Below are 18,908 nucleotides of genomic sequence, written 5' to 3' on the forward strand. Positions count from 1 at the left end.
AAAGAACCAGTGTGATATATTGAAAGGATAAAAGGGTTTACATAAATCCCAAGGAGGAATATGCATGGCGGATATAGATTTACCATCTGATTATGTTGCTTACCCTGAATCCCATGTATTCATTGCCGGTCATTTTCTCGTTAAGGACACGTATCAAACGAAAAGGCAATCCGGAATGGGCGATTGGTTGATTACATTTACTCTTGATGGGGAAGGTTACTTTAAGACAGCGGATGAACAGATAATATGCAGTCAAGGGGATGTGACATTATTAAAGCCAATGGTTCCCCACCAATATGGAACAAGCAGGGGGAAAACATGGCATTTTTTCTGGGCCCACTTTTCTCCTGAACTGTTTGAAACCCATTATCTATCAGATAAAGGCCTTGTAAATCTTACAATAGAAAACGAATATATTCGCAATAGGATCAAGCAATCCTTTGAAAAGCTGATTCAAGATTATCGAGAGAGGCAGAAGTATTGGTATGAGTTATGTGAACTTTCTCTAAAAGAAGTTCTATTATTAATTGCTCAAAGACATGAGCAAACGTTGGATTCACGTATTGAAGAGGTTCTACATATACTTTCCAAACAAATGAAGGATTCTATTAGCATTAATAAATTAGCCAAAAGTGTAAACTTATCTCCTTCAAGACTGTCTCATTTATTTAAAGAAAATGTCGGACATTCAATTCTTGATACATTGAAACAAATGAGGCTAAATCAAGCTGCCCTCCTGCTCGAACATACTGATCGATCTGCATCCGAGATTGCCTATGAGGTTGGATATCAAAACTATAACTATTTTGCTATACATTTTCGTAAGCGTTATGGTGTTTCACCAAGAGAGTATAAAAAGATAAGGCTTCAATCTTTAAATTAAAAATCCTCCGACTAACGGAGCCAAATTAATGGTCCCATTAGTCAGAGGATGATGGAATTTTTTCAAATACTATTTGCCTATAAAGTTAATTTAGGAGTGTAATCCTTCAAAAAATAAGTCTAATTCCCCAGTACATCATACTTTCACTCATTACAAGGCTAAAACTAATCAATCAATAGTTTGAATACAACAGGCTTATCACTACTAACGTGATCTGTAGTAATTTCCAGACCTTCTTCATTCCGATTCCAACTTGGTTTTTCATCAAATCCCAAAATAGAAATGTCTTTAATTATCCCATGAAAATGAGGTAGCTTTGATGCGTCTTTTTCTGCAAGAGATTGGATATTTACTTTTCCATCCTCCGGATACTTCATTACTGTTGCATAAAGACATGAGCCCTTTACAGTAAACCGTATATCTTCTGAAGTGAATTCTTTAGATTTACTATCTGTAAACTGTCCCTCTTGAATTTCTGTAGGTCCCTCACCAGACTTCCTCCACACTTTACTATCATAAATAGCTTCACCATTCACTTTTAGCCAATTTCCAATCTCGAGCAATATAGATTTATCTTCATCAGGTATCGTTCCATCTGCTTTTGGTCCAATATTCAATAATAAACTACCATTTTTACTCACGATATCAACAAGGTCACATATAATCTCATTGGCAGATTTATAATCATTATTTTCGGTATAGCACCATGAGTTTTTGGCTACAGACGTATCTGTTTGCCAAAAATAAGGCTTCTGTTCTGAAAACTGTCCTCTTTCTATATCTACTACTGCACTTCCAAACATAAAGGCATCATGTTTATAGTTAATAGCAACCTCCATGCCCCATTCATCAGCACGATTATAATAAAATGCAGCGAATTTTTTAAGATATGGTTTTACTGAATGGTGCTGTATCCACCAATCAAAATACATGATTTTAGGACGATAACGATCAACTATTTCACAAGTACGTACCAACCAATCCTCAAGAAATTCCTTTGATGGGGAAGGACTAAATAAGTCTTGATGATTAGGTTCCGGCATAGCCGCCCAATAAAAATCTCCCCTCGAAAGTGGTTCTTTAATGTCACTATCGAATTCTTTACCATGGCCCATAAAAAAACAATGTTCAATTCTATGGGAGGAAGCACATGTGAAATGTCTCTTTTTTCTAATGCATGACCTAATTCCCCCAGGATATCTCGTTTAGGCCCCATTTCCGATGCATTGAAATGAGAATATTCACTCTTATACATTTGAAACCCATCGTGATGTTCTGCAACAGGCATAACGTACCGGGCTCCGGCTTCCTTAAAAAGGTCTGCCCATTCCTCTGGATCAAAGCATTCTGCTTTAAATAGCGGGATAAAATCTTTATAGCCAAATTCCTTATGATGGCCATAAGTTTTTACATGATGTTCAAATTCTTTTGACCCTTGAATATACATATTTCTTGAGTACCATTCACTTCCAAAAGCGGGAACTGAATAGACTCCCCAGTGAATAAAAATGCCGAATTTTGCATCACGATACCACTTTGCTAACTCGTACTGTGAAAGTGAATCCCAATTGTCATCAAATTTCCCCCCTTTCACTACTCGATCAATTTCATTTAAATAATTTGTATATTTTTCATCGGCCATCGTCTTTCCTCCTTTAACGGTAAGTAAAACTTATTCGGAAATAACACCTTTTTTGAGAATAATGTTTGCATAAAGGGCTCTTTCACCAGTTGCAATTATGGCAAAGGCATTTTTTGCTCTTTCGTAAAAAGAAAATCTCTCTACGTATTCAAAGGGAATGTCTATTGACATTTGTTTGGCTATGATCGTTTTATACTCATCCCAAATTGGTGTTTTAACAGGATCTCCCTCAACAACTTCCATTAGGGTAATGGGATGTTTCGTATATGTATCAATTGGAAATAACTCTAAAATCGATTCTAATAACTCTGTTGTTCTATTCCCATCATAGCGGATCACTTTACTATTATGACTTGCTGAAGGGAAGTTTCCATCAGCAAGTACGATTTCATCTCCATGTCCCATTTCCATTAATATTTTTAATAGCTCAGGTGAAATGATTTTTGGTATCCCTTTTAACATGTTTCATATACTCCTAATCTATCAGTTTTATTTTTCTAAAGACTTCACAGCAGGCTGGAACACCATTTTTCAGACTGAATTCTTCCCTTCCTCAATCCATGAGATTACGATGTTCGAATTGGAAAATAAAGTGTATATCTTTCATCTGTCACATCTACTAACGGAATAAATTTAAAGTTTATGGACTGATGTTGAGTTTTATATGTCCCATCATTCCAAAAACTATGGTGTCTTTCGTTATGAGAAGTTAAGAAAGTATCTGGATTATTATAATCTCCTACAATTTCCCTCTCCTCTTCAACTAGACCTGCTAAAACAAGTGGTCCATCCATTAACGCTACCATATTTTGTGAACCTGGTAGTGAAGAGGCAGAAAGTTGTTTTGGAAATTCCAGTGTTACCTGATCATGTTTCCATATTTGTTTCAAAAGAATAAATGAAGATTCGATCATATACTCAACTTCTTCCCCATTCATTTTCACAATGGGTTCCCCTTTCACCCACCAAGGAATACGAATTTTCATCTCAAATTCAACTTGTGTATCGCACTCTATATAAATTACATGCAAATAGCGATTAGGTCGATCACTTGGAATTTGCGGTACATGTACAAATTGAATTTGCTCAAGCCCACTTTTATGAAAAGTTCGAATAGGACCCGCTCCATCTTGAGTACTATTATGTAATTCTAGTTTTACATTTGTTTCCCCATACTTAAAACTAGTTCGTGAAGGAATAAATTGGCTGACCGTTATACCATTAACTTTCCTATGAAAAATACATTGATCATAAGATGCTTGCGCTTGAACTAGTGTTCCGTGACAACACCAAAAATGCTTCGTTGGACTTCCCCAATTCTTCTTGCTTCCAGGTCCCATATCTAAAAAATATGAAACCATCCCCGTTTTCTTGTTCTGTTGCGACATGATTCCATTCAATAAATTCTTTTCCCAGAAGTCAGCATACTTTACGTCTCCGGTCCAACGGAACAAAAATTGGGAAAGTCTCATCATATTGTAAATAACGCAATGTTCCTGTGCTAAGCCTAATCTTGCAGTTAGGTTTTGAGGGGGTGTCCATACTTCACCGCATGAAACTCCACCTGTACAATATGTTCCCCTCTTTTCCACTGCCTCCTCCCAAAAAGCCTCAACAATGTTACGCCAGCGTATTTCTCCAGTGACCTCCCAGGCACGAGCAGCTCCTAATATTTCCGCTACTTGCGTGTTTGCATGTTTATTTGTAAGAACATCCTTACCTTCAAGAAGAGCATCAAAAAACCTTGGGCGATCATACCGTTTGATTAATTCTAAATGTTCAGGCTTACCAGTAAGATCATATAAATCCACCCATGCTTCAAGCATTCCTCCTGTTTCATAATCTAAAATCATATCCAGCTTTTCTCTTGTGAAAATCTTACTCCAATTATAAAACCATTTTGAGAAACAGTCTGATATGTGTAAGGCCTCATCTATTTCCATTATTTTATACACATCATGTAATCCCATAAATATTTTATGGATCGTATAATGCGGCGCCCATACTTGTCGCCCTTCCAATATCCTATCCATATAACTCTCCGGAATTGCCGCGACCCATTCTCCACCGTTTGCTTGCTGACATCTTGCAAGCTCCTGAACGATAAATAACGTTTTCGCTCTAAGCTCTTGATCACCCGTTTGTCCATAAATATAAGCTGAAGCTGAAAGCCAATGTCCTAAGAAGTGACCGCGCAGCTCACATGTTGGTGACTCCCAACCCCAATGCCAGGTTTCTGGTCCTTTTTCTTCATCGGCACTATCAAAAGAAGTACTAGCGCTTCCACTGTAACTCCATAAACCTGCTTGAAGATAAAAATTTCGTAGTAAGTTTTCCGTTGTTAAACTTTTTAGATATGAAGCATTCAAATTAAAACGATCCAAAAAAGGGCTATCCATTAACTTTATTGATCCTTGTTGAAACTCTTTTAATTTTTCTACCATCATCTATCACCCCAACATCTTTAACAATTACTATATTTATTGAATTCACCGAAGATGTAGTTACTACGATAAATTAACTAAAGCGAATGTACATTGGCTCCCCACTGTAAACAACTTTTTGTTGAGAATATGCCGGGACGGATCTGTCCTCTTTACCGTTAACTAGTGTGATCAACAATTCTCTAGAGCTTTTCATCCCTCGATAAGAACCACAACGTCTATCTATGACTAAGCGATTTTCGTCTTCTTCCCAATGTATGGGTATGGTTGAACATTCGCCTTGCTCATAGTTATAATTGTCCCCCTCATCTTCATACAGCATAAAACTTCCATCTTGCCCTTTATAAACTTTTAATTCTAAGGGTTCTTTTAACTCCTCGGAACTATATTGAATATCGGAACCTATTGGTACAATAGATCCGGCACGGACATACAAAGGCATTGTTTCAAGCTCAGCACCTGCCTCAATTTGTTGACCGCCAGACATTCGTTGATCTGTCCAGAAGTCATACCAATCTGTTCCGGAAGGTAAATATATATTGCGTTTCATTGTTGCATTTTGAATTTCAATCGATCCACTTTTGTAGTACATTGGATTTGTAACAGGATTTACTAAGAAAGCAGGTCCAAACATATATTGGTCTTTAATGTCATAGGTTTTCGAATCATGGATAAAGTCAAATGCTAACGTTCGCATCATTGTGTAATCCTGATGAGTGACCCAGCCAGCTATCGAATAAATATAAGGTAACAAGCGATAACGCAGCTTAATAAATTTTACAATCGTGTCATAGAACACTGTACCAGGTTCACCAAATCTCCATACCTCTCTCGGTGTATCTGTCCCATGGCTTCGGAACATTGGTAAAAATGTGCCATATTGCAACCATCTCACATAAAGCTCACGATATCCTAAGTCTTCACAGCCTTCTTGATAATCTCCATTCCAAAACCATTGATCCTTCTTCGCAACAAAAAAAGCACCGATATCCACTGTCCAGTAGGGATTCCCTGTCACACAGAAATTTAATCCATCGGCAATCTGATTTCGCAATGTTTCCCAATTGGCTGCAATATCTCCAGACCAAGTAATCGTTCCATACTTATGCTGTCCAGCAAAAGCGGACCTAGTTAAGTTAACAACCCGCTTCGTTTCCGTTGTACTACGTTGTCCTTCATAGATACCCTTCGAATGAAGAAGCGAATAGGCATTAATAAAACCAGGATCCAAATATTTTTTTGATTCTTCCGTATTGATCCGAAGTCGTTCTTCAGGTTCAGGTTTTATTTTCCCTCCCCAATCTGCCTCAAAGGGTTCTGTACAATCACACCACCATGCATCAATGCCATGTGAAAACAATCCATCATTTGCCTGTTTCCAATACAGATCACGTGCTTCTTGACGAAATGCATCATATGTTGCTTGATTCCCAAGAAGATACCCTTTATGCTTCATTTCCACATGATTTGGCCCATCATTATTCATAATTGGCCAAATAGAAACCATCAGTTTTGCATTCAACTCATGGATATCTTCCATCATTTTTGTTGGATTTGGAAAACGTTCAGGGTCAAAGGATTTTTGCCCCCAAAGCTCTCCGGTCCATGACATCCAATCAAGCACAATTGTATCAAGAGGAATTTGGCGTTTTCTGTACTCTTGTACCGTCGAAATTAACTCTTCTTGTGATTTGTACCGCTCTTTAGACTGCACATAACCAAAAGCCCATTTCGGTAATAGAGGTGCTTTTCCTGTGAGATGGCGATATCCTTTTACAATTTCATCAAACTGAGGCCCATAAATAAAGTAAAAATCCATTTCGCTATCGATATCTGTCCATATATATGAACCGTGAATATCATCACGGAAAGTCATCAATGAATAGCTGTCTACAAGGATTCCGTACCCTTTAGTAGAGACCAAAACAGGTACCACTGCTTTCATGTTTTGCTGATATAGATATTGATGAGTGCCTCTTAAATTTAAAATACCTTCCTCGTGGGAACCTAGACCATAGATTGCTTCATCATCTGCCCATTCAAATTCGAGTTTGGTATGATAAGCGGTTCGATCAATAATATGTTTTTCTGAAAGGGCTCTAGCACGAGCTCCATCAACATTTTGTGAATTCTCGATCTCTGTATTTTCGTCAAAAACAGATTTAACCACTTCAATAGGGACAAGTGTTTTTCCACCACGTTCCGGTTCTTTTGTTAAAACCTGACCTGACGAATCGGTATAAGTAAAAGCACATGTTTGTTTATTGATTTCAATTTGTACATCGCTTGTTGAAAACTTGATAACATTGTCTGCTTCATGTACTGAAAATAGAACGGATTCCTGTGCATTTGTTTCAACGATGAGGCTTTCTTTTCTACCAATCTCTTTCTCTACTGTATAACGGATACGAATAATGGAATTCGTATAGGGAGTGATTTTTATCATTCCATTTGTAGTTTCAATTAGTAAATGATCTTCATTACCCTTGTAGTTCACTACTTGCATAATACATACCTTCCTTAATCAATTTTTCTTTCACATAATAATAGAGAAAAAATTTGAAACCCGGGAATATAAGAACCCAGGTTCACTTTTTTGTTTCATAATGGAAGTAAATTCCTACCCATATCTTTGGAACTCTGTTTCCGCTTTCATTACTTTCTTAACACAAGCTACTTACTTTTTTGACTTGCAGAGTATAAGTACCCTCTCTTTCCGTAGAAAAACAAATGCATCCGTCAGCTTCATGTAATCCATTAACATTTTCACCATTTGTATCAGTTATCGTATATGCCCCTGTCAAGTTTAGGTTGCATTCATTTCCACTAAAAGAATGAATAACAGCCTTTTCAACTGAACCATTCTCCCAATATAAATCTACTTCAAATCCACCTCGCGCTTTTATTCCCTTAACAAAGCCTTTGTTCCACTTTTCAGGGAGTGCAGGTAGGAACTGTAGTGTTCCAGCATGGCTTTGTAAGAGCATTTCAGCAATTCCGGCAGTACCTCCAAAATTCCCGTCGATTTGAAAAGGTGGATGGTTGTCTAAAAGGTTCGGAAGGGTCGAGTGTTTCAGCATTTCTACGATATTTGTATAGGCAAGCTCTCCGTCCCAAAGCCTTGCCCACATGTTAATAATCCAAGCACGACTCCATCCCGTATGCCCCCCACCATTTGCAAGCCTTCTTTCTAGAGTTGTTCTGGCTGCACGTGCCAGCTCTGGGGTTTCAGAAACGGTAATTTGTTTCCCAGGATGGAGGGCAAATAGATGTGATATATGTCGGTGACCTGGTTCTGCCTCCTCATAATCCTCCATCCATTCCTGGATTTGCCCATACTTACCTATTTTCGTTTCTGGTAAGCGCTTTAAAACATCAGCTAACTGTTCTCTAAATCCTTCGTCCTTCTCAAGAATTTCACTTGCCTCTATACATGCGAGAAATAATTCATTCAGGATCTGGCTGTCCATAGATGGTCCTATACACAATGTTCCTTTTTGACCATTAGGAAGAATATAGGTGTTTTCCGGTGAAACAGATGGGCTTGTAACCAGATATCCTTCATCCGTTTCTACTAAAAATTCTAAAAAGAATTCTGCTGATTCTTTCATAGTCTCATAACTTTTATTAAGAAAATCTTTGTCATATGTAAATTGATAATGTTCCCATAAATGGAGGCAAAGCCATGCTGCTCCCGTTTGCCAGTAGGTTGATGGAGGGTAAATATCCTGTGGAGCCGTATCCCCCCAAATGTCTGTATTATGGTGTGCTACAAATCCTTTGCATCCATACATGACCTTTGCTGTATGTCTACCATTTACACGCATTCGTTCAATTAAGTCAAATAATGGTTCATGACATTCTGATAGATTACAAACTTCAGCTGGCCAATAGTTCATTTGTGCATTAATATTTATCGTAAATTTACTATCCCAAGGGGGCCTCATTTGGTCATTCCAAATTCCCTGTAAATTTGCCGGGAGTGTACCTGGCCTACTACTAGAAATGAGTAAATAACGCCCGAACTGAAAATATAACTCGATTAACTTATGATCTTCTAAACCATTTTTGACTCGGTTGAGCCTTTCATCTATTGGTAATTGGAGAACTTCTTCATTTGATTCGTCATTCAAAGAAAACTCCATTCGTTTAAAATAAGCTGAATAATCCTCTATATGACGTTTCCTCAATTGTTCGTAAGATTTACTTGCTGCTTGATCAATCTTTTTAAAGCATTCTTCTTCTGGATCAGCATGACGAAAGGTCGTTTCTGCTGCTAAAAATAATAAGACTGTATCAGCCTTGCTTACAATTAAGTGCTCCCCTATCGTTTCTACCGTTCCTCCCTCTGCAAAGGCAGATAAAACAACAGAAAAATCAGAACCACCGTTCCCACCACAATTCCCTTTCATAACGATGCTGTTATTTCTTTTTGAGGATAAACTCTCAACATAGCGGTTTTGTTCTCTTGAAAGTCTAGCAGTAAATGAAATCGATCCTTTTTCACTTGCTGTCAAACGTATAACTGTTACTTGATCTGGGAAGCTTGAGAATATTTCTCTATTAAATCTTGTTTCATTCATGGAATAATCAACAGATGAAATCGCATTTTCTATATCAAGCTTCCTTGTATATTCTTCAACACCTTCATGACCAACATTTAAAAATAGATCACCTAGGGTCATATAATGCCTTTGGGTTTCAGGTGTTCCTGATAGAGCATATTTTGCTAATTTTTCAGCTTCACTTAATCTTCCTTCCTTAAGTAATGATCTAATTTTCGGAAGGTTTTCCAATGCATCGGGATTGTTTCTATCTCTGAATCCTCCATACCAAATTGACTCTTCATTTAACTGAATTTGTTCTACTGAAGTTTTGCCAAATATCATGGCACCTAACCGACCATTCCCAATAGGCAATGCCTCATTCCATGTTTTTGCAGGCTTATTAAATAAAATCATATTATTTTTCAAAACTAGTTTCCCCCTTTTTATTTTAATGAATAAAATCGAGAACAGTTTTCACCTAATATTTGATTCTCGTAACCAGAAGCGTATTGTTTCACATAATCTAATACAATTCCCATAACTGCTTCATAGGATTCGCTTACTGTACATACCGGCCAATCAGACCCTATCATGACTCTTTCCGGACCAAATGCGTTAAATACACTATCAAGATAGGCTTTAAAATCCTCTTTTCTCCAATTCTTCCAATCTGCCTCTGTCACCATTCCAGATACTTTCACATAAACATTTTTGTATTCTGCAAGTTTTGTAAGATGTTCTTTCCAAAATGAAATCTCTTTATTTTTTATATCTGGTTTGCCGATATGATCTAAAACAAATAACTGTTCCGGAAATTTTTCTACAAGTTGGAGAGCATAAGGAATATGCTTTGGAAAAAGTAAAAGATCATATGTTAAGCTAAAATCCTTAAGCACACTGATGCCTCGTTGAAATTCTTCGCTCAGCATAAATTGATCATCAGCTTCATCATGGATCACATGACGAACGCCTTTAAAATACGGATTGTTAGCAAATTGCTTAATTTGTTTTGTTACATCAGGAGAACATAGGTCCACCCACCCTACAACACCTTTGATAAAATCATATTTTTGAGCTAATTCTAAAAGCCACCTTGTCTCTTCTAAGCTTTGTCTAGCTTGAACAACGATCGTGCCATCAAATTGAATAGATGTTAAACGTGTCTTCAAATCTTCAGGTAAAAAGTCTCTTTTTAATTCAGACATATCGTCATCTATCCAGCCAAATTCCTTGTTATTATAGCGCCAAAAATGGTGATGTGCGTCAATTTTCATCAATCAAAAGATCCCTCACTTATTCCGATTATTCATACTCAATTACTGCCTTTATTACTTTTGCATCAGGAGCTAGCAAATGCTCGAATTCTTGCGCTATTTCATTAAATGAACAACGATGTGTAATTAAGTCCTTCAAAATCATGCTTGATGATTTTACAGCTTCGATTACTTCTTGAAAATCTTCCTTTGTTGCATTCCGACTTCCCATTAATGTTAGCTCTTTCTTATGAAAGTCAGGGTCATAAAACATGATGTCACCCTTTGCCAATCCAACAAACACGATTGTTCCTCCATGTGCTGAGTATTGAAATGACTGATTCATAGATTGGATGTTTCCTGTTGCATCAAATACAATATTTGGTAGATTCCCATTTGTCATGTCTTGGATTTTTTGGAGTGGTTCATTTGTTACGCATACTGTTTCATCGACATTCGCCCAGTTTTGGCAAAAAGCAAGCCGTTCTTCATTTATATCCATTGCGATGACACGAGCTCCTCTATATTTAGCAAAAGCCATAACTCCAAGACCTATTGGACCCGCGCCGATAACTAAGACATTGTCACCTTCTTTTAAAAATGATCGCCTGACAGCATGGGCACCGATCGACATTGGCTCTAACATTGCAGCTTCATCAAGTGAAATTCCATCTATCTTTATCAAGTGTGACACCGGTACTGATAATGTTTCACACATTCCTCCATCTATATGAACACCGATAACATTTAAATCTGTACAGCAATTCGTTTTCCCTGCTGTACATGCAACACATTTTCCGCAATGCCTATATGGGATAACCGCAACATGATCACCCTTTTTTAAATCACTATCATTTTTTTCAACATCTTCAATAATCCCTGACAACTCATGACCTAAAATTCGGGGATATGTGAAAAATGGCTGATTTCCTTTATATGCATGAATATCAGTGCCACATATTCCAATCCGCTTAATAGCTACCAAAGCCTCTCCTCTTTTTAAAGTAGGCTTTGCCATTTCGATCATCTTTAGGTCGTTTGGATTTTCACAAACAATAGCTTTCATTTTATTTCCTCCCAGAATGGACTGTAATAAGGATTACCAATCCTCACTTCTTCCACTAGACCATGTCTTATTATGGATCGGTTCAAGAATAGCTTGAACCTCTTTTAGAAACTCTGTATCAATTGGATTATTTGCCCATTCAATATTCTTTTTAACATTTTCAACACTTGCTGTACTCACTAAAGTTGTTGGTACTTTTTCATTGGCTACCGAGTATTGAATAGCAAGCTTTGAAATGTCTATACCATGTTGTTTACAAAATTGAGCTGCTTTGCTACATACATCTTTTATTTCTTGTGATGCCGGATGCCATTCCGGTACCGATCGATTGCTAAGTAGTCCCATGGATAGTGGGGATGCATTCATCAAGCCGACCTGATTTTTTTCTAAAAGAGGAAGTATATCTAATAAAGAATTGTCATTTAATGAATAATTACAATAGGAAAGAATAACATCAAGATCAGTTTCGTTAAGTACTTTTTCAAATATGGCTAACGGTAAACCCGAAACACCAAAAAATCGAATTTTCCCTTCTTTTTTTAGTTGTTTAAGCGCAGGGATTGACTCCTCTATGATCTGTTCATAAGAAGCAAATTCGATGTCATGCAAAAGTAAAATATCTACATAATCGGTTGATAATCTTTTTAAGCTTTCTTCTACACTTGTCATTATTCTAGTCTTAGAAAAATCAAACTCATGCTCTCCATATCTTCCTGCTTTTGTAGAAAGAATGAACTTCTCTCTCGGAATATCCTTCAATGCTTTTCCAAGTACAGTTTCTGCCTTCGTTAACCCATAATAGGGTGAAACATCAATTAAATTCATTCCAAATTCTACTGCTGTATGAACCGTTTTTATTCCCTCATCCTCATCAATATTTCTAAACACAGAACCTAAAGACGAAGCACCATAACTAAGAACAGGAACGTCCAGCCCTGTCTTTCCAAGTTTTCTATATTTCATATGACCCTCCCAAAAAGTTAATTTTCACATTGTACTGATACAAAGGACTTACCTATGTATCACACATCATTGAATATCTTCTATTTGTATACCTCAAAATATTTTTTATAAATAATCATAAAAAATTAGAACCGATGAAGAGACCTTCATCGGCTTTTTATTCAATTGTTCAGTTAAATAAATCGGAACTTCTATAAACTGGAAGTGTCATAAGCTTCTTGCATAATTTCCAGGTAACGTTTTAGATTTAATTGTTCAAATCCTTTCACATATGAATCCCATTCTTTCTCTAAATCTTTTGTGCCTGTTATAAACTGAAGCGAATTCTGCTCAATATAATCCACAATATTTGTCTGAATCATCGCAGCTTCATCTGCTACAGCCGGGTCAATCCAAATGGCCCAATGTGGGAAAACCTCAGAAGGCTCTTTCCCTTCATATAAATGTGTTGCTTCCTGCAATCTGCGCTCATACCCTTCAGATGTATAAATATCAGTTGCTTGGACTAGCCCATCTCTATGTTCTCTTGAATGATAAAATTGCACCATTGATGTCCAATTATCATTTCGTGGTTCTTCACCTTCTTCAAGCTGAATTTGTGCAAGGATAGGTTCAGCACTTTCCTCAATCGCTACTTCTCCCTCTTTAGGTTCCCTCCAGCTTACATCCTTTTCACCATAGAAACTGCGAATTAGCCCTTCCTCTGTAAACATATAGTCTACTAGCTTAATAGCAGCAATCTGTGCTTCTTCACTCGCCTTATTTGTTATAACAAAGGCACCTCCAGGAGAACTAGGAAAGTTATAAGTCGAGTATTCGGAATTTGGCCCTTTAAGTGGAGCCAATGCATCGTAATCTTTAGAATATTCTTCATCTGTTACAAACATTCCAGGGTGCATCGCTGTTGATGCTCCAACAATTTGAATTTCTGCATTATTCCCTAATTTTTGGTGTGCTTCAATATTCTGTGAAAAGGCACCCTTATCAATTAATCCCTCTTCATATAAGGATTTTATATAGGCTAAGCCTTCTTTCCATTCATCTTTATTTGCTGCTAAATCAACTTTTCCATTTTCCAAAAGCAATCTTGATCTAGAATCATCATAAATAAAGCCATTCATTAAATATGGAATAATAGACGATTCAATTAGTGCTGGAGAACCACTCATTGGCACTTCATCCTGTTTTCCATTTCCGTTTGGATCTTGAGTTTTAAATGCTGTTAAGACATCTTTAAATTCTTCAGTTGTTGTTGGCATATCTAACTTTAACGTTTCAAGCCAGTCCGTATTGATCCAAAGTTTGTTTCCATATGAGCAATGAAAACACTCATTTAAATGCGGCAATCCATATATATTTCCGTCAGGAGCTGTTATCATTGATGCATAATAAGGGTGATTTTCTATCACCTCTTTTATATTTGGAGCATACTTATCTATTAAATCATTTAAAGGCAGTACAACACCTTGTTTTCCATAACGTAATAAGTCTGTTTGAGAAAATTGATCAACCCAAGGAACTAAGAAAAAGACTTCAGGGTAATCACCACTCGCTAGTGCTATATTTCTTACTTCACTTGCAGAAGTTGCATCATAAGTAGTTACTTGCCACTCTAAATCAATATTAAATTTCTCTTCAGCAAATTTAGTGAAGGAGTTTGTTTCTAAATCTGTTTCAGCATTTTGTGGTCCAAAAACCTTAATCTTAAGAGGACCACCATCTTGCTGAGACACTTCTGTTTTTTCATTTGAACTACAACCAACTAAAGAAAGACTTAGAATAAGCAATAATGATAAAAAATAAAGCATCGTCTTTTTCATTGTAACTTTCCCCTTTTCATTAAATTGAATGAAATATCAAATAAGTAATTGAACATAATTCTAATACAATATTTACTCCACATCCCCCCTTTCAACATGAACAATTCACATGCATTAGCCTTTAACTGAGCCAATCATCATCCCTTTAACAAAGTGACGTTGAACAAATGGATAAATGAGCATAACAGGTAAACTCGCAGCAACAATTAGGGAGTATTTCATTAAATCAGCCAGCTGCTGTCTTTCCATCATTTCAGATGCGTCTATCCCACCTGTACCTGTATTCAAGATAATAATATTTCTAAGTACCAACTGGAGAGGATGTAGATCTGGACTCTTTAAATAAATTAAGGCGTCAAAGTATGCGTTCCACTGGCCTACTGCATACATTAAAACAAGAACGGCTATAATGGGCTTGGCCAATGGTAGAACAACAGACCAAAGGAAACGTAAATCACTACATCCATCCATCTCACTTGCTTCTACTAATTCATCCGGTATGGACGTTTGAAAAAATGTCCGTGCAATAATAACCTGCCAAACAGCAATTGCATTAGGAATCAAGAGCGCCCATCTTGTATCAACCATCCCTAACGATTGCACAACAAGATAAGTTGGAATCAACCCGCCATAAAATAGCATTGTGAATACAATGAAAAACATGAGAAAATTTCGACCAAAGAATGTCCTTCTCGAAAGAGGATAGGCGATCAACACCGTCAATGTCACACTAATTAAAGTACCAAACACCGTATAAAATAGTGAATTCATATAGCCGGTTAAGATTTGGGCATTACTAAATAAAACTTCATATCCTTTAAAAGACAGGTCAACCGGCCATAACCAAACCTTCCCAGATGAAACGGCTTGAGGACTGCTTATGGATGCACTAACAATATAAATAAGTGGATAAAGAACAACCACTAATAAAATGGATAGAAAAAGGTAAACTCCTGTTAGAAAAATTCGATCAGCAACAGATTCCTTTATTTTGTTTTTACGACCAAACATGATCTTCCCCCCTTTATTACCACAAACCATTTTTAGAAATTTTCTTTGAAGTTGCATTTACAACCACAAGTAAGATTAAATTAATCACTGAATTGAACAGACCAACGGCTGTTGCAAAGCTAAAGTTGGCATTTAATAAACCAATTTTATACACATATGTTGAAATAACTTCAGATGTTGATAAATTAAGAGGGTTTTGTAATAAAAAGACTTTTTCAAACCCTAGTGCCATAATGTTCCCCACACTGAGAATGAGAATAATCGTTGCAACAGGCATAATGCTCGGTATATCAATATAGATGATTTTTTGAAGTCTTGTCGCTCCATCAACCCTTGCAGCTTCATATTGGGATGGATCAACACCTGAGAGCGCTGCCAAATAAATAATGGCGGAATAACCTGCATGCTGCCATACATCCGACCAAACATAGATGTCTCTAAACATGCCAGGCATACCAAGAAAATCTATTGATTCAAGATTTAATAGCGTAAATAATTGGTTTATAATTCCAAGCCTAGGAGAAAACATTAATGTTAACATGGAAACAATGATAACAGTTGAAATGAAATATGGTGCATATGTGACTAATTGAACTGTCTTTTTAAATACTCCATTTTTAATTTCATTTAAACATAGAGCCAATATGATCGGAATAGGAAACCCTACTGCTAACGAATATAAACTAAGATAGAACGTATTTTTTATTAGCACCCAAAATTGTGGATTGTTAAAAAACATCTCAAAGTGCTTAAATCCAACCCATTCACTTCCCCATATTCCTTTCACTACACTATAATCTTTAAAGGCAATGACTGAATTTAGCATTGGGATATACTTGAAAATTAAAAAATATAAAACTGGTGGAATAACAAGTAGATAAAGTTGCCAATGCCTCTTTATTGACTTTTTGGCTTTAGCCAAAATTGTTGACTTAACCTGTAATGCATCCGAGTTAGGTGAAGTCTTATTTGCTATCTCGACTTTCAATTCAACCACTCCAATCCTATTTTGTAAACGCTACCAATAGTTGAGAACTATTAAGTTGATACGAATGTAACATGAGCGTGATCTACTTCATAGGTACAATTGAATATCACTAGGACAATCAAGGATAAATTGACCATAATGCATACATAAAAAACATCTTCAAAAAACTCTCGAAGCTATATGACACTTCAAAATAATAGACTTTTCTTACCTTCTCATAAATCATTCACATCCCTTTTTTCTAAATCAAGTAACATCACACAAACTACTTGAAAAATTGCTTAAATAATCCATAAAAACGTCAAGGTACAAATGATTTCTATCGGTACATCTAGTGTGTACTACATATTTCATACGATTAAATCAAGTTTTAAAGCACATATACGTCACTGATTATTCTTTTTCAATTTTTCAGTGATCTAGTCCACCTTTAAATGTGCAAGACAACACCAACCTTGAAGAAAAAATCGAGTAGAGGGAAAATAATCTAATTATTTTCGCCCCTCTCACACCACCGTACGTACGGTTCCGTATACGGCGGTTCAATTTATATTACAGTGTGTACTTTTAGATAATGATCTAAAGCAGAGGGAAGACCCCTCTGCTTTAGTCTTTTGTTTGAGATTGCTCTTTGAACAACTTTCGATAAACCGATGTATCGATAACCTCTTCGACAGAAGGTTAATCCCTTCGCCTCTCCCTCAGGGATTCCTAATTGGATAAGCGATTTGATTCGTTTCTTCGATACCTTCCATTGCTTCCATATGATGACTCTAATTCTGGAGCGAAGCTTCTTATCTATCTCAGTCATTGCTTTTTTCATATTCGAGATTCTAAAGTAGTTTACCCACCCAAGTATGACTTGTTTTAGTTTTAAGGTTCGGTAGTCTAGCGAAACACTCCAATTTCGCTTTGTTAATTTTCGAAGCTTCCTTTGAAATTTTTGTATTGACGTTGAATGGGGTTTTACTTGGTATTTCTCATTCTTAAAATCGTAATAATATCCAAATCCTAAGAATTTCAAATCTTTTGGACGGGAGATTTTACTCTTTTCTCCGTTGACTATTAACCCTAATTTATTTTCTATAAATCTCACAATTGATTCCATCACTCTATTCGCTGCTTTCTCACTCTTCACGAAGATTAGGGCATCATCAGCGTATCTCACGAATTGGAGTCCTCTACTTTCTAGCTCCTTATCAAGTTCGTTCAACATAATATTACTAAGCAGTGGGCTTAGGTTTCCTCCTTGCGGAGTTCCAACTGGTGTTTCTTCATATTTCCCATTCACCATAACTCCACTGACAAGATATTTCCTTATTAGGGAAATGACATCTCCATCATCTATTGTATTAGAGATGATCCGCATGAGTTTATCGTGATGAACTGTATCGAAAAATCTTTCAAGGTCAATATCCACAATCCAATCGTATCCATCATTTAGAAATTCCAAGCTTTTAATAATTGCCATCTCACAACTTCTTTTTGGTCTAAAGCCATAACTGAATTCACTGAATTGCTTTTCAAATATTGGACTGAGAACTTGATGAATGGCTTGTTGAACTACCCTATCCACTACTGTTGGTATTCCCAATTTGCGCATCTTACCATTTTCTTTTGGGATCTCCACTCTTAAGGCAACTTGTGGTTGGTACTTTCTTGTTCTGATGCGCTGACGTAGCTCATCCTTGTTCTCTCTCAGATATTGTTTCAGTTCATTGACCGTTATTCCATCGACCCCACTAGCACCTTTGTTTTTATATACACGCAAGTAGGCTTCATTCATATTTTGATTACTTAGAATTTGTTCTAAAAGTTCCACACTCGTTTCTCCTTTCCTCTCACGTAGTAAGTGATAGCTCCATTTTGGTTATCCTTTGAGGTACGCTCATACTTTCACCATTAACACATTCGGAGTATGTCACTTACGCATTCGTGGTGTTGAAACACTATAAATTGTTCAGCCCTTCATGAAATTACTTCACTACTATGGCTTCTGCTGACTTCTTGCGGCTAACCTTTTTCGACTGTACCCTTTGTACATCCGCAAGATCTCCCAGGGTAAGACAACCATCTTTCCTCTTTTACTCGCCTGATCTACTTTACAAAGTTACGCACATCTTTTGGACTTTAACTTGTTTGGGAGTCTTATCCCTTTGTAAAGCCTTAGTATCAGATTTCTGTTCGTCGAGCCAAGATTTTATTCCACGCTTCCTCCAGCCCTTATCTCACGATAAGTACCTTGCGCTTCCTTAGTGGTTGGTCGATGTGTACCCCCACAGTGGACTTTC

The 18,908-nt window shown here is 36.8% G+C and carries 14 protein-coding genes; 1 reads left to right on the forward strand and 13 read right to left on the reverse strand.

All coding sequences use genetic code 11. The annotated features are described in order from the left end of the window. Window positions 1-64: 64 nt before the first annotated feature. Complete coding sequence (locus AC0L8O_RS16840; protein WP_051475460.1) at window positions 65-883, forward strand: helix-turn-helix domain-containing protein; 819 nt, start codon at window positions 65-67, stop codon at window positions 881-883. Between the two features lie 164 nt (window positions 884-1,047). On the opposite strand, the gene AC0L8O_RS16845 is transcribed toward AC0L8O_RS16840, so the two are convergent. The 13 genes from AC0L8O_RS16845 to ltrA form a co-directional block, all read right to left on the reverse strand. Then, window positions 1,048-1,860: an alpha-L-fucosidase gene (locus AC0L8O_RS16845; protein ID WP_473443931.1), complete on the reverse strand. Its 813-nt coding sequence runs from the start codon at window positions 1,858-1,860 to the stop codon at window positions 1,048-1,050. Further along, the gene (locus AC0L8O_RS16850; protein ID WP_473443933.1) at window positions 1,839-2,525 is read right to left on the reverse strand and encodes an alpha-L-fucosidase; all 687 of its coding nucleotides are present in this window, start codon (window positions 2,523-2,525) and stop codon (window positions 1,839-1,841) included. The genes AC0L8O_RS16845 and AC0L8O_RS16850 overlap by 22 nt, the downstream gene beginning before the upstream one ends. A 30-nt stretch (window positions 2,526-2,555) precedes the next feature. Next, the gene (gene fucU / locus AC0L8O_RS16855; RefSeq protein WP_026559759.1) at window positions 2,556-2,987 is read right to left on the reverse strand and encodes an L-fucose mutarotase; all 432 of its coding nucleotides are present in this window, start codon (window positions 2,985-2,987) and stop codon (window positions 2,556-2,558) included. Window positions 2,988-3,091: 104 nt separating this feature from the next. Continuing rightward, window positions 3,092-4,972 (reverse strand): beta-L-arabinofuranosidase domain-containing protein, encoded by a 1,881-nt coding sequence (locus tag AC0L8O_RS16860; protein ID WP_473443935.1) that lies wholly within the window; start codon window positions 4,970-4,972, stop codon window positions 3,092-3,094. Between the two features lie 70 nt (window positions 4,973-5,042). Next, entirely contained in the window at window positions 5,043-7,475 is a 2,433-nt protein-coding gene (locus AC0L8O_RS16865; RefSeq protein WP_034332122.1) for a glycoside hydrolase family 31 protein, read from the reverse strand. Between the two features lie 157 nt (window positions 7,476-7,632). Next, a complete protein-coding gene (locus tag AC0L8O_RS16870) occupies window positions 7,633-9,930 on the reverse strand; it encodes a glycoside hydrolase family 95 protein (protein ID WP_473448967.1) in 2,298 nt (765 codons plus the stop codon). 29 nt (window positions 9,931-9,959) lie between these two features. After that, window positions 9,960-10,790, reverse strand: coding sequence for an amidohydrolase family protein (locus AC0L8O_RS16875; protein ID WP_473448970.1), 831 nt, complete (start codon window positions 10,788-10,790; stop codon window positions 9,960-9,962). A 28-nt stretch (window positions 10,791-10,818) separates the two neighbouring features. Next, entirely contained in the window at window positions 10,819-11,835 is a 1,017-nt protein-coding gene (locus tag AC0L8O_RS16880) for a zinc-binding alcohol dehydrogenase family protein (protein WP_026559756.1), read from the reverse strand. Window positions 11,836-11,868: 33 nt separating this feature from the next. Beyond that, entirely contained in the window at window positions 11,869-12,798 is a 930-nt protein-coding gene (locus AC0L8O_RS16885) for an aldo/keto reductase (protein WP_473443938.1), read from the reverse strand. A gap of 191 nt (window positions 12,799-12,989) precedes the next feature. Continuing rightward, window positions 12,990-14,618, reverse strand: coding sequence for an ABC transporter substrate-binding protein (locus AC0L8O_RS16890; RefSeq protein ID WP_026559754.1), 1,629 nt, complete (start codon window positions 14,616-14,618; stop codon window positions 12,990-12,992). Window positions 14,619-14,732: 114 nt separating this feature from the next. Further along, on the reverse strand, window positions 14,733-15,629 hold the full coding sequence (locus AC0L8O_RS16895; RefSeq protein ID WP_473443940.1) for a carbohydrate ABC transporter permease: 897 nt from the start codon (window positions 15,627-15,629) through the stop codon (window positions 14,733-14,735). A gap of 16 nt (window positions 15,630-15,645) precedes the next feature. Continuing rightward, a complete protein-coding gene (locus tag AC0L8O_RS16900; RefSeq protein ID WP_473443942.1) occupies window positions 15,646-16,617 on the reverse strand; it encodes an ABC transporter permease in 972 nt (323 codons plus the stop codon). Window positions 16,618-17,164: 547 nt separating this feature from the next. Beyond that, window positions 17,165-18,439, reverse strand: coding sequence for a group II intron reverse transcriptase/maturase (ltrA, locus tag AC0L8O_RS16905; protein ID WP_175638313.1), 1,275 nt, complete (start codon window positions 18,437-18,439; stop codon window positions 17,165-17,167). Window positions 18,440-18,908 lie beyond the last annotated feature (469 nt).

Source organism: Metabacillus sp. KJ11-3 (assembly GCF_055808295.1).

What these genes read in the sequence shown, in the direction of transcription:
- AC0L8O_RS16840 (WP_051475460.1), top strand. Translation starts at nt 65, where the DNA reads ATGGCGGATATAGATTTACCATCTGATTATGTTGCTTACCCTGAATCC.
- AC0L8O_RS16850 (WP_473443933.1), bottom strand. Translation starts at nt 2,525, where the DNA reads ATGGCCGATGAAAAATATACAAATTATTTAAATGAAATTGATCGAGTA.
- fucU (WP_026559759.1), bottom strand. Translation starts at nt 2,987, where the DNA reads ATGTTAAAAGGGATACCAAAAATCATTTCACCTGAGCTATTAAAAATA.
- AC0L8O_RS16860 (WP_473443935.1), bottom strand. Translation starts at nt 4,972, where the DNA reads ATGATGGTAGAAAAATTAAAAGAGTTTCAACAAGGATCAATAAAGTTA.
- AC0L8O_RS16865 (WP_034332122.1), bottom strand. Translation starts at nt 7,475, where the DNA reads ATGCAAGTAGTGAACTACAAGGGTAATGAAGATCATTTACTAATTGAA.
- AC0L8O_RS16870 (WP_473448967.1), bottom strand. Translation starts at nt 9,930, where the DNA reads ATGATTTTATTTAATAAGCCTGCAAAAACATGGAATGAGGCATTGCCT.
- AC0L8O_RS16875 (WP_473448970.1), bottom strand. Translation starts at nt 10,790, where the DNA reads ATGAAAATTGACGCACATCACCATTTTTGGCGCTATAATAACAAGGAA.
- AC0L8O_RS16880 (WP_026559756.1), bottom strand. Translation starts at nt 11,835, where the DNA reads ATGAAAGCTATTGTTTGTGAAAATCCAAACGACCTAAAGATGATCGAA.
- AC0L8O_RS16885 (WP_473443938.1), bottom strand. Translation starts at nt 12,798, where the DNA reads ATGAAATATAGAAAACTTGGAAAGACAGGGCTGGACGTTCCTGTTCTT.
- AC0L8O_RS16890 (WP_026559754.1), bottom strand. Translation starts at nt 14,618, where the DNA reads ATGAAAAAGACGATGCTTTATTTTTTATCATTATTGCTTATTCTAAGT.
- AC0L8O_RS16895 (WP_473443940.1), bottom strand. Translation starts at nt 15,629, where the DNA reads ATGTTTGGTCGTAAAAACAAAATAAAGGAATCTGTTGCTGATCGAATT.